We start from the raw sequence: 12,998 nt of genomic DNA, 5'->3' as shown, positions 1-12,998 counted from the left end.
GCCCCATCGGGTCGAGCGCCACCAGTTCGATGAACGCTTCGAACGTCATGCGCCGCTCGAAGCGGTTGGGGCCCCGCACGGTGACCGTCGCCGGATCACCGTCCGCGGCGTAGAGTTTGAGGTTCGGCTTGGGTGACGTGCTCCACGGACTGCGACCGGTCATCTTGAACGCCAGGTTGCCGTTCTTGTCGAACAGCGACTCTCCTGTCTTTTCCAGGTTGATGTCGCCCGGCACCTTCTCGGTCCAGTCCCAACCCAGGTGGTTGCCCGAGGGGTCGGTCAGGCGCCACTTGTCGCCGAACACCCCCCGGCTCTTCACATAGAGCGCGAACAGCTGCGCCGTCCTCTGCACCCCCGGATGTTCCGACGCCACCTTCAGCAAGTCGGCACGCATCTTGGACGTGAACCGCCCACCCGGCTTCATGATCATGTTCCGGGCCAGCTGATCCAGCTGGGTCGGACCGAACGGCCCGCCCGTCGGGCCCGCCTCCTGCGCCCACAGCCGGTCCAGCACGACCAGGGCGTCACGCACACCGGGCGGGTAACTCTGACCTGCGGACCGAGGGCCGTACACGTATGCGAGCAGCGCGTCGTGATGCTGCGGCGCCGCCTGCTGCGCCGAGGGCACCACCGCAGACGTCCCGCCGGCAGCAGGGGGCGCGGACACCGGACCGGCGGAGCCGGCCGGCGGACCCCACGTCCGGCCGGCCCCCCACTCGGCCGGCGCCGGATGGAGGACTGTCCTGTCCGACAGCTGCGACGCACCGTCCGCCTCCGCCCACGGCGCTGTGAGGCCGGATCCGAACTCAGCCACCGGGCGCGTGAAGATCTGCCGCGGCGGCGGCTCCGACAGCGCGCGGTCCTCCCCGGCGTAGCCGCGCCCCGTGGGCCGGTCCACCAGCGCCTGCCCGGTGGAGCCGGACTCCGCGAACGGCTCCAGCGCGTCCGGCTCCACCTGGCCCGAAGCGCCGACGATCACCGCCCGCCCGGCCAGCGGCGGCAGCTCCAGCGGTGAGAGCCCCTGCCCCTGCCGCCGCAGCAGCTCCGCCGGCGGCTGCCCCTCCTGCGTCGCCGAGAGCCGGCCGCCCGGCTCACCCGTCAGGTTGATCCATGCCACCTGGTCGTTCGCCAGGAGGTACGCCGCCCACGCGTGGCCCGGCCGGCCCGCCCGCAGCTGTCCGCCGTCCTGCCGCCGCCCCAGCACGAGCGCCAGCGCCCCCGCACCAGACCTCCGGAGTCCGCGCTCCACCTGCGCCCACGACTCCACCGAACCCCAGCCCGGCCCCGCCGCGAGCGCGTGCTCGGTCGTCGTCCGGCCCACCACCAGGTCGTCCAGCGCGAACGCCGCCCGCGCCCCGCCCGCGAGCACCCCGGAGCCGGGGAACACCGCGGCGGCCAGGCCCCGCACCAGGGCCGCGCATTCGCCCAGCCGCGGCTCACCCACCGGGCCCCGGTCGGCGACCGCGTCCACCCGGGCCGTCAGCTCGGCGCGGGTGAGCACCCCGCCGGGCGCGGGCGCGGGGCCGGCCGACTGCCGGGGCGCGGTCGCTGCGGCCGGCGAGGTGGCCACCGAGCCGTCTCGCGGCCCGCGGCGAGCGGACGGGACGGCAGCCGCCGACCGGCCGCCGGGGGCGGCCTGTTCCTTGCCCGGGTGCTCGAACGCGTGCCAGGTGCCCTCCGGCGCTTGCGCGTGGCCGTCCTCCGGATACACGGCGATCGTGTAGACGCCGCTGTCCTCGTCGAAGTGGAGCGCGACCGGATGGTCGGAGCCCCACGTCCCACCGGTCGTGCCGAGGGCGGCCCGGGCCGCCAGTCCCTTCGGCTGCCCGGCGCGGTCGACCACCAGGATCCAGCCCTCGTCGGAGTCCGAGGAAGGGTCGTGGTGGAGCAAGTCGGCGAAGGGGCCGGGGGGCGCGAAGTCCTCGCCCGCGGCATACACGAACACGTCCTCCGGCGCCGCGTCCTCGCCCTTCTTCCACGGAGCGGTCTCCGTGGCGTACGGCCGGAAGGAGCCGTCCTTGCGTTCCATCAGCGTGACAACACTGCGGTTGAGGGTTCCGCGCGGGGGATTCTTGCGGTCGGGTTGCCGGCCCCACATCCTGCCGCCGCGGCTCCGGAGCAGCCGGTCGGCGGACAGCGCTCCCTCCAGTTCCAGGCCGTGCGAGGCCAGCGAGTCCAGGCGCCCGAGGTCACGGCCTGCGGCCACCGCCTTGACGACCGCCGTACGGGCCTGGCGGAACAGCTGCGGATCGTGCTCGTCCAGGCGCAGAATCCTGGCGGCGAACGCGCCCTTTTCGGCGTCGCTGCGGATCGGGCTCGTGAGCTGCTCGGTCCAGATCCCCGCCCACAGCGCCCGGGACCAGTCCGCTGCCCCGACCTCCTCGGCGTCCGTCAGGCCCAGTACGTCCCGGACCAGTCGCTCGGGATTCTGCACAGCGGCCAGCGTCCGTACCGCGTCGGTCACCTGCGGCAGCGGCAGCCAGGCGGTGAGCGCGGGCGGCTCGGCCCCCGGCCCCACCTTCGCCGCGTCCATCAGCAGGAGACGGAAGGTCTCCGGAATGACCGGCGGCAGACCGAGCGCGGCGGTGCCCTGGACGACGGCCGCCTGCCGGCGAAGCCCGTGCGCCCACGCCAGCGTTCCGAACAGCTCGACGGTGAAATGACCGACGGCCGGGTGGTCCAGCGCCGGATCGGCCTGGCGCATCCGGTCCAGCGTGCCCACGCCCTGCAGCAGCTGTCGGCTCTCCTCGCCCAACGGGTCGCGCCGGTCCGGGAGCAGCAGCGCGTGCTCGTCCACGGCGCGCAGCACCCCGTCCGCGTCCGTGACGGGGGTGAAGACGTCTCGCAGCAGCATCACCAGGCGCAGCATCCGCTCGCGCACCGGCTCGTCCGCCTGCCCCGGCCCGGTGTGCAGACCGGCGATGCGCGCGATCTCGTCGAGCGCCGCCCCGGCCGGCCTCGGCCTGGCCGTGTGCACCGCGTTCTGCGGGGTCACTCCCTGGCCCCGCGCGTCCGGGTACGCCTGGAAGACGGCCTCCTCGGCGCGAGCGCCGGGGATGTCCTTCTCCAACAGGGAGACGCCGCTCACGTAGTAGCCGAGGGAGTACACGGTCGCGCCGGGGGCGTCCGCCATGTGCTGGATCTCCGGCACGTCCACGAGCGGATCGGCCCCGCGCGGCTGCCGCCTGAGGAGACCGGGCTCCGTCGTACCGCGGCGCGTTCGCGTACTGGGCATCGCACCGAAGCACTGGCTCTTGAAGACGGAGTAGGCCCCGGACGGCCCGGTCAGCGCCAGCAGGGCCTGGACCATCCGGCCGGACCTGCGCCCGGAGGTGCGCATCTCCCCGTGCGGGGTGTGCCAGATGGTGAAGCCGGGCCTCCCGTGGTTGTCCGCGATGAGGGGAGCCGGCTGCGCCAGCTGCACCCAGGGCAGCTGGAGCGCTTCCCACCGGCTCTCGTCAGGGTCCTCGATGACGTACGACCGGGCGGGGCGGCCGAAGGTGAACTCGGCGAAGAACGCGGTGGTCCACCAGCCCTTGTCCGCCGCGTCGGAGAAGTCCTCCGACGAGTAGCCCTGAAGGCGGTGGTCCGCGCCGATCACCGGCCAGAAGATCACCTTCCGGCTCCAGTGGGCGGCGTCGCCCAGCCCCAGCTCGGCCACGGTGCGCACCGTGTCCGGATCCCGCCGCAGCCAGCCGCCCCGGGGTCCCCGGTCCATCCGGGCCGTGAGCGTCAGCACGGGCCGGATCTGGGCCAGGTCGGAGCCGGGCACCTCCCAACCCGGCCTGCCGCTGGTGGACCACACCGTGCGGTTGAGCTGGGTGACGAGCCCGTCGGCCGCGTGGATGCCCTGCGCGCTGATCTCCGGCATCACCAGCAGAACGTGCGCGTCCTCCGGAACCCGGGCCAGGTCCGGGTCGAGCGCCACCACTTTGATGAGCACCTCGAACGGCCACTGCCGCATGCGCCCGGCATAGCCCGGCAGCGAGACCTCCTCCGCGTCGCCGTCAGCGGAGTACAGGTGCGGCGGCACGTCGCCGTTCCACCAGGGAGCGGGGGAGAGCACCTCCTCGCGTGTCCCGTCCGCCCGCTCGACGACATCCAGCACCCGGCTCAGATCCATATCGGCCGGCACGTCCGCCGTGCCCCAGCGCCAGCCCCGGGGACGGCCCTGGCCATCGGGCGACAGGCGGTGCCGGTCGGCGAACAGCCCGTCCCCATAGGTCCACAGGTGGTGGACCGACAGCTCCGTCCAGGACGTCGCCCCGGGCCGCTCCACCGCCAGCCGCACCAGTTCCTTGAGCCCGGCGTCCGAGTCCTCGGTCGCCTCGTCCACCTCAAGGCGCATCACATGGCGGGCGGTCTCCTCCATGTCGTACCGGTCGAGCGGGCCGTTCCGCGGACCCGAAGACGCGTCGGAGCGAGTGTCCGAGCCGAGGTCCGAGTCGGAGTCGAAGTCCGAGTCCGGGTCCGGGTCGGAATCCGAGTTCGGGTCCGGGATCGGGTCCGTACGGTACAGCCGGGCCAACCGGGCCAGCGCCTCGGCGCGCTCCCGCCAGGAAGCCTCCCCCTGTGCGTCCCGCGGGCCGTAGAGGTCCTCCAGAAGCTCCCGGTCGACCGGCTCGGGCGACCCCTGGCCCGCCGATCCGAACAGGGACCGGGGCGAACTCGCGGACACCGAACCCGGCGTCCGCGGGGAACGGACCGGCTCCTGGATCCGGCCGCTGCGCCGGCCGCGGGGAGCCGGTGCCCCGGAGGCCGCCCCCGGCGTGCGGGAGGCGCCGGGCCGGTCCCCCACCTCCGACACCGGGCGCGTGAACACCGGGCGCGTGAACACCGGCCTCGGCGGCCGGGCGGCGGAGGACCGGCCGGATCGACGGACATGAGGGGATGCCGAGTCGAGGAGCGCTGCGGCGGAGGTTGCTGCCGTGCCGGAGGCAGCCGCGAGCTCCTCCCGGACACCCTCGTAGGGCACATAGCCCCAGATGTCTTCCGGAACCCGCGCGCTGTGCTCCTCCGGATACACGGCGACGGTGAAGGTGCCGTCCTCGCCCCGGTACAACTTCACCGGGTGCGTGCAGGCGTACCAGTCCTTGGACGTGTGGAGGGCGACCTGCGCCGGAAGACTGTCCACCTCGAGGTCGTCGCCCGGCGGCATGGCCCGGCCGACCACCAGGATGCCCGGGGTTCCCTTGTCCAGCCCCCGCAACACCGGGTCGCGGGAGGTGAGATCGGCGAACGCGCCGGTCGGTGCGTAGCCCTCGTCCGCGGCATACACGAACGGAACCGGGTTGTCCGGATCGTCCTCGTCGTACCAGGGGGCGGCAACCTGCCGGTCCGGCACGATCGAACCATCGGGCAACCGCTTCATCAGCGTGATGACCGTGTGGTCGAGGTCCCCGTCCTCGAACTCGCCGGTGAAGTCCCTGGCCCACAGGTTGTCGTCGGAGTCGGAGAGCAGCGCGTCCGAGGAGAGCACGTCCTCCAGCTCCAGGCCGTGCGAGGCCAGCGCGTCGAGGTCGCCCGGATCGCGGCCGGCGGCGATCGCCCGGACCGCCGCGAGATGAGCCTTCGGGAACAGTCCGGAGCCCGGCCGGTCCAGGCGCAGAACCGCCGCCGCGAACGCCCCCTTGGCCGCCGCGTCGGCGTCCCAGCCGACGATCCGCGCGGCCTTGACCTCCGCCCACAGCAGACGCGACCACTCCCGCTCCCGCACCGGCGCGTCATCCGGCAGCCCCAACGCCTCCCGCGCCAGAGCCTGCAGGTCGCTCGCGCGCCCCAGCATCTCCAGCGCCCCGGACACCTCCGGCAACGCAATCCACTCGCTCAGGCCACGTTCCGGCTGCTCGGCCCATGCCCTGACCGCATCCTCCAGCAGACGGACGAAACTCCGCTGCCGGTCCGCCGACGACAGCGCCGCCGCAGCGCCGGGCTGCCCGCTCAAGGCCCGGTGCTTCTCCCCCAGCAGCTCCAGCAGCTCCATGGTGAACAGCGGGGCATTCGGCCGGTTCAGCTGGACGTCCCGCTGCCGCATCAGCTCCAGCGCACCGATGCCCCGCAGCAGCACCCGGCACATCTTCCCCCTCGGGTCGTCGGGGTCCCGCAGCTGCAGCGCATGCTCGTCCACGGAACGGAAGTTCCCGTTCCGGTCCTTGAAAGGCGGGAAGACCCGGCGCAGCGCCATCACCAGAAGCAGGGTCCGCGCCCGGACCTCGTCGGACGCCGGTCCGGAGCCCTGGTGCAGACCCGCGCCGCGCGCGAGCACGTCCAGCCACTCGGCCTTCGGCCTCGGCCGGGCGACGGCCCACGCGTCCTCCGGGGTGATCTCCTTGAACCGCTGGTCGGGGTGCACCTCGAACACGCCCTCGTCCGCGCCGATCCCCGGCATGGGCACGCGCGTGACGCCGACGGTGGCGAGGTAGCGGAAGGGGAACACCGTTTTGCCGAGGTCGTCCGCCCGGTACTGGCTCTCCGACGGGTCCACCAGCGGATCGGCCCCGCGCGGATCGGTGTCGTGGACCGAGCCGCCTTCCTCCCAGGGGCTTCCCCCCTCCCTGGACGTGGCGCCGTAGCACTGGTCCATCACGAAGGGGTGGTCATCGGACAGCCCGGTCAGCGCCACCAGAGCAGCGGTCCTCCGGGCGCCCTCCCGCCCGGAGGTGGTCTCCGTCCCGTGCGGGGTGTACCAGGCGGTGGCGCCCACTTCACCGTGGTTGACCCCGAAGACGGGAGACGGCAGGTTCTGCGCGACCCACGGCACCGGGCGCGCTGCCAGCCGCTCGGCATCGGGGTAGCGGATGACGTACTTCTCGACCGGCGTACCGGCGGTGAACCGGGCGTAGAACGAGGTGACCTTCCAGCCCCCGTCGCCCTCCTCGGCGAAGTCCATCGAGATGTAGCCGGTGAGGCGGTGATCGGAGCCGATGACGGGCCAGTAGGACAGGCGCCGGCTCCAGTAGGCCGCGTCGCCCAGGCCCCGGGCAGCGGCGGCGCTCACCGTCTGCGGATCGCGCCGCAGCCAGCCGCCCAGGGGATCTCGCTGCTCTCGCGCGGTGATCGCGAGCACGGAGCGGTGCGGGTCCCCGGCCGGCCGCGTCCACGCCAACCTGCCGCTGGTGGACAGCACGTTCATGCCGTACTTGGCCACGAGCCCGTCGGCGAGGTGGATCCCCCGGGAGCTGACCGCGGACATCGCCAGCAGGAGGTCCGTACCCTCCGGGACCCGGGCGGCGTCCGGGTCGAACGCGGGCAGCTCGATGCACACCTCGAACGGCACGCGCCGCATCCGGCCCCCGAAGCCGGGCAGCGTGATCCAGGACGCTCCGCCGGCCGCGGAGTAGAGATACGCGTCCTCCCACGGAGTGGCGACCAGCTTCTCGTCGCGCGTCCCGTCCTCCCGTTCGATGACCTCCGCCGCGATACTGAGATCGGCGTCGGCCGGCACACCCTCCGGGTTCCAGTTCCACCCTCCAGGACGACCCTGCGCACCGGCCGGAAGACGGTACCGGCCGGCGAACAACCCCTCCCCGAAAGACGACAAGTGGTACGCCGACAGCTCCGCAAGGCTCTGCGCCTGCGGACGCCGCACCACCACCCGCAGCAACTCGGAGATCGACTCATCCGACAGCTGCTCCTCCCGATCGAGGTGCAGCACGCCACGGGCCAGCCTCGCCAGATCGAACCGGCCCCGCGACAGGCCCGGATGCCCCCTGCGCAACCCGTCCAACCGCTCCAACACCCCGGCCAACGCCCCGTCCTGAGCCGCCGCCACCGGATCCAACGACGCGAACAGCCGCTCCATGGCACGCAGCCGAGCCTCAGGAACGAGCTGCCCCTGCTCATCCTCGGAACTGTCCAGAGACATGTCCGAGCCACCGGACTCCGACGTGACGGGGGAGGTCGGCACCGGGCCGGGCCGCGACGCGTGGGGCCGCGAGGAGAGGATCCTCTCCTCGGGCCGGGCGCCCCGCCGGCCGGGGCCTGCCGGTGCCCCGGGGGCCGCCCCCGGCGTGCGGGAGCTGCCGGGCCGGTCCCCCACCTCCGACACCGGGCGCGTGAACACCGGCCTCGGCGGCAGGGCGGCGGGGGCCGACTCGGTTGCCCGGAGCGGAGGGAGGCCGGGGTCCGGGTCGGCGTCGGTCGCGAGCGGTTCGTCCGGCTGTACCGACCCGTCCGGGGTGGTCGGCTGCAACGGACGCAGTGCGTCAAGCGCATCGCTGCCCTCGTAGTGCTCCTCCCCGGCCGGAACCCAGCGGGTGGTGCTGACGCCGTTCTCGGTGACCGTCCGCCGCGCGTAGGACGTGCTGTGGAACAGCTCGATGGTGCGGGTGGCGTCCGCCGGGCCGACGGGCTGGTGCGTCCGGAAGTCGAGCGGCCCGGCCTCGCCGTACCGGCCGGCCCGGAAGACGTCGACTCGGACGTCGAGGACGTGCGCCAGCAGCGGCAGGAACGCCTCGCCCCCGGCGGAGTTCCAGTGGTCCGCCCAGTCCAGGACCGCGGCGGTGAGGGCGGTCAGCTCCTCGTCATTGAGCGGCTCGTGACGGAGCAGCAGGTCGGCCAGTTCGCCGCGCAGCCCCTCATCGGTCGCGAAGCGGCCCTCCGCCGGCAGCTGAACGTCGAGTTCGGTCAGCCTGGTGACCAGGGTGGGCAGGTCCATACCGGCGACGCGGGCCGCGAACGAGTCGTCCCCGAGGGCGCTGAGACGGTACTGCCACAGTGCCTCGGTGGCGCCCCGGCCGCGGCGTGCCAGCAGCTCGTCCGCGACCAGCCCGCGGGCGGCGGCGAGCACGGCGGCATGCGGGGTGTCCGCCAGTGCGTCGGCGGGTCCGGCCAGATCGCGCCGGACCCGGGCCGGGTCGGACAGCCACTCGTGGGCGTCCGGGTCGCGCTCGGCCAGGCCCGGAAGGCGGTCGCGCAGCAGCGTCGGGTCGCTCGCCAGGACGGCGGACAGCATCCCGTTGCCGTCCTGCGGCACCGACTGCCGGGCGCCCCGGGGGCGGGGCGGGAGAGCGATCGCCTCGCCGGTGGCCTCCTCGTTGACGCTCTCCTCGTCGTCCTCGCGCCGCCCCGCCACGGCGGGGGCGGGGAGCGCCGCAGTGGTGACGTCGCGGTCGGGTGAAGCGGGGGCGGCGGCGTCCGCCAGGTCGCTGGACGTGGTGACGGTGGCGGTGGCCGTGGCGGTCGACGGAAGCGGGGTTGCGGGGTCCGGGGAACCGGAACCGGTGGACGTGGTGGCCGCGCGCACGAGGGGCGGCAGGCCCAGCTCGCTGCGGGCCTCGTCGGCGCGCGCGACGCCGGACTCCGCGTCCGGTCCGTGGGTCAGCAGGTGGCCGGCGACCTTCCGTACCGCGCCGCGGAAGTCGACGCCCGCGAACCGGGAGTCGGCCGACGCCGGGTGCGGACCGGGCGGCAGCACCAGCGAGAGGGCCGTGTCCCAGGCGCGGGCGACGTCCTGGGGCGCGGTGCTCTCGGGGGCCGTGCCGGCGAAGTCCTGGTACGCCGACTCCCAGATCCGGCGGGACGCCTGGGCCGCGACGGTGTCGAGCCGGTCCGGCCAGGCGCCGGACCGCACCATGAGCAGCCGCGCCTGCTCCAGCGGCGTGAGCCCGCTGTCGCGCACGGACAGCTTGCCCTCGTTCAGCTCGGCGGCGGTGCGCTGAACGAGGTCCGGGGTGAAGCCCGCCGCCTCCAGTTCGGCGATGCTCACCCGCTCGTCCGGACCGAGCGGCGAGGGGCCGCCGGCCAGGTCGGCGGCCACCAACTGCTTTGCTATCCACTGTCGTTGGGCGTCGCTCCGCTGGACGCGGGGCGCCTGGTCGGCGGCGGTCCCCGTGCCGGGCGTGGTGCCTGGCACGGTGCCGGCGCCCGGCGTGCCGGCGGTCTGGGTGGGCAGGGGCGTCGGGGGCGTGGGGGCACCCGGTTCGTCGCGCTGCCCGGGGTCGGAGGCCGGGGCGCGGTGTGTTCCCGCCTCGTGGTCCGGGTCCGCCTGCGGGTCCCCGGCCGTCACCGCGTCCGGGCGGGGGTCGGCGTCCGGCCGCGACGTCTCGGAGCCCGTCGTCCCGGAAACATCCCGGGCACCGGGGCCACGGGTCCCCTGGCCGCCGGGCTGCCCGCTCCCCTGGTGCTGTCCCGACGGCTGCTGGCCCGACGGCTGCTGGCCACCGGGCGTGCCCGGCGGCTGCGGGGCGGACGCGGCAGGGGGCGGGCCGCTCCTCTCCGGGTGGAGCGCCGGGTCCGGGCCGGAGGTGGTGGACTGGCCTGCCGGGCCCACGGCGGACCCCGGCAGCCCGCCACCCGGCAGCGGCGACGCGCCGACCGTGCCAGGACCGGCCCCGAGGCCCGGCCCCAGGAGGCTGTTGCCAGTGTTCAGGCCCGTGGCGTCGGGGTGGGCGCCGGGGGTGGACAGCGGACCGCCGTCGGCGCCCTCGCCGTCCGGCAGCGGGTTGCGGGCGCCGTCCGAATCGAGTCCGTCGCCGTGGCCCGGGGTGCCGCCGAAGCCCTTGGTGAGGGGCGGGTTGAGGTTCGACCCCTGCGGCAGGCTGTTCGGAGGCAGGTCGAGGCCGGTGGTGGTGTTCGTGCCGGGCGGCATCGCCGGCGGGATCTCCGAGGTGGTGGAGCCGAAGTCGGAGCCGGTGTCCGATCCGCCGTCGAAGATGCTCTCGTAGTCGGTCGAGTCGGAGTCGTACCCGGAGTCGGCGGAGATGCTCGACGGCGTACGGACCGGCGGGGTGGCGGGCGGTGTTCCCAGCGGGGTGGTGCGCGGACTGCCGGCAGGGGTGCCTGGCAAGGGGGCGTTGCCGGTGGGGGCGGTCTTCGGAGTCGAGGACAGCGGCAGCGGGCCGGACGGCGCGGGCAGTGCGGGGGGAGGCGTGACCGGGGGGGTACGGGAACCCGGCAGGGAGTCGGTACCTCCGTTCACGTCTCCTCCGGCGCCGCCCGAGTCGTGGGAGTTCGTGGTGTTCGGGGAGAAAGTGCGGTTGTAGAAGCCGGTGAAGAGATTCCCGTTCGGGAACACCTTCTTGTGCAACCAGTTGCCGGGGCCCGTGAGCGCGGAGTGCAGGCCGCCGTGGATGTTGTCGCTGGCACCGGCGCCCACGAGGGTCGACCAATTGAACTGCCACTGGCCGTACAGCGCTCCGCTGACGAGGATCTCGGACAGGGTTTCGCCGAGCCCGTGGGTCACGAAGGTCTCGGGAACGTGATAGATGGCGTTCGCGAGGGGGTCGCGCTTCTTGAAGTGAGCGACGAGATCCGGGTTGTTGAAGAAGTCCTTCTTGTTGAAAAAGTTCTTGTCGAGACCCGGGAACTTGCTCTTGTCGAACTTGTTGAACAGATCCTTGTCGAAGTTCTTCTTGAAGAAGTCCGAGAACTTGTTTTTGAAGAGGTTACCCAGGGACGAGAACCCATGAATGAAACCGCCGGCCGCCAGACCGAACAGTCCACTCTCTCCGACGTTCTTCCAGTCGATCCCGGACGGCCGCTTCTCGGGCGGATTGATCGTCAGCTGGGCCAGGTTGACGGCGAGGGACTGAACCATCTCCTCGAACATCTCGAAGACGCTCGGCCCGAGTGGCAGATAGCTCAGCAGCCGGTGCATCGCCATCAGGATGTTGTACGCCGCCCGTGCCCTGGCCAACGCCGCCTCGCCCATGGAGAGACCGCCGGTGAAGAAGGCCATCGCGGCGTCGATCGCCAACTCGAGAAGCATGGTGGCCAGCTCGGCCCAGATCTCCCACTGCGCCGACTGGAGCTTCTGGGAGAGCGTGACCTGCTGGCCGCTCATCTTCCGCAGTTGGCCCCTGAACTGGTCGAAGACGTTCGCGCCGGCACCGGCACCGGTCAGCAGCCCCATGGCCTGCTTGAAGGAGTCGGCCACCTCCGAAGGGAACGCCTCGGAGGTCAGGCGGACGGTGTCCTGGATCTTCGTCTCGAATTCGGTGACCCTCCCCGAGAGGTCATCGAACAGAGCTTGGCTGTCGAAGCCGAGATCCGGCACGCCGGTGGGCGGGAAATCACCGGTCAGCGCAAACATCCACCCGCGCTCTTCGCCGCTCCAGATCTGACCCTGGTACTTCTCCAGCATCTAGTGCTTCCCGCCACCGGTGTGTTCGTCACCGCTGCCGTCGCCGCTGTCGTAACCGTCGTCGGGGTTACCGTGCACCTTCGTCCTGCTCTTCGCGTCGTTGATGAGGTCGTCGGCGAACCCCTTGGTTCCCTGAATGCTGTTGACGGTCTCCAGTACGGCGGCGGCCGCTGCCGGGAAAACCTGCTCGAATGAGGTCAGGAGTCCGATGGGCTGCTTCTTCGCCTTCTGCCATTCCGGTTGCGTCTGCTCATAGAACTGGTCCGTATCCTCACTGCCGGGCTGGCCGTTCCACCCGTCGTAGTCCGCGGCGTGCGCCACGAATTCCTCGTGCATTTTCTGCGGAAATGCCCCCAGGTCGTGGAGGGCTTCCGCAGCCTTGCGCATCGCGGGGAGATCGGGGTGGAACGTACCGTCACCGCTCACGCCCGGCCTCCCGGAGCCGCATCGGTGTCGTCCTCGTGGATCTCGTCCCGCAGCCGGTCCCTGGTCCGCCCGCCGCCCGTGCGCCGTCCGCCGGAGAGGGCAGAGCCGAAGATCCGCTCCCAGTCCACGTCGGCACCGCGGCCCTCCGGCACATGCGGGTTGGGCGCGGTCAGCGGCGCGAAGGTCTCCATGACCCGCTCGGCGATCCGCCGCCGGCCCTCGCCGACCGCCTCCATCACCGAGGCCGCCAGCTGCGGACCGGCCATGCCGGCGAACTTGTTGTCGGGGAACGTGAGCCCGGTCAGTTCTCCCTGCGGCCCGACGGTGACCTCCACTGCGCGGTCGCGCGAGCGCACCGTCTCCGAGGTGTTCCGCAGATCCTGCTCGGCGCGGGCGATGGCCGCCCGGGTCTCTTCCAGATGGGCCCGTGCCCGGGCCATCCGCTCCTGCATCGATTCCGTCATCGCGGCCTCCTCGCTTCCTGCCCGTC

At 72.9% G+C, this 12,998-nt stretch carries 3 protein-coding genes (1 of these 3 running past the window's edge); all 3 read right to left on the bottom strand.

Features of this window, described 5'->3' with window-relative positions; translation table 11 throughout:
• Tightly spaced (each overlapping or abutting the next), the 3 genes in view from ABR737_RS25840 to ABR737_RS25830 form a layout consistent with a single transcriptional unit that may run on beyond the window.
• Positions 1–12,082, bottom strand: partial view of a lonely Cys domain-containing protein gene (locus tag ABR737_RS25840; RefSeq protein WP_350252643.1) — the 5' portion only. 40,151 nt of this gene lie to the left of the window's left edge; only the first 12,082 of its 52,233 coding nucleotides appear in the window; it begins with the start codon at positions 12,080–12,082; the stop codon falls past the left edge of the window.
• Positions 12,083–12,508: a hypothetical protein gene (locus ABR737_RS25835; RefSeq protein ID WP_350252642.1), complete on the bottom strand. Its 426-nt coding sequence runs from the start codon at positions 12,506–12,508 to the stop codon at positions 12,083–12,085. It lies immediately after the preceding gene.
• Complete coding sequence (locus ABR737_RS25830) at positions 12,505–12,972, bottom strand: YbaB/EbfC family nucleoid-associated protein (protein WP_350252641.1); 468 nt, start codon at positions 12,970–12,972, stop codon at positions 12,505–12,507. The genes ABR737_RS25835 and ABR737_RS25830 overlap by 4 nt, the downstream gene beginning before the upstream one ends.
• Positions 12,973–12,998: the final 26 nt, after the last annotated feature.

The organism is Streptomyces sp. Edi2 (genome assembly GCF_040253635.1).
Lineage (GTDB): Bacteria > Actinomycetota > Actinomycetes > Streptomycetales > Streptomycetaceae > Streptomyces.
Note: the sequence above shows the minus strand (reverse complement) of the source record. Positions and strands in the feature narration are given on the sequence as shown.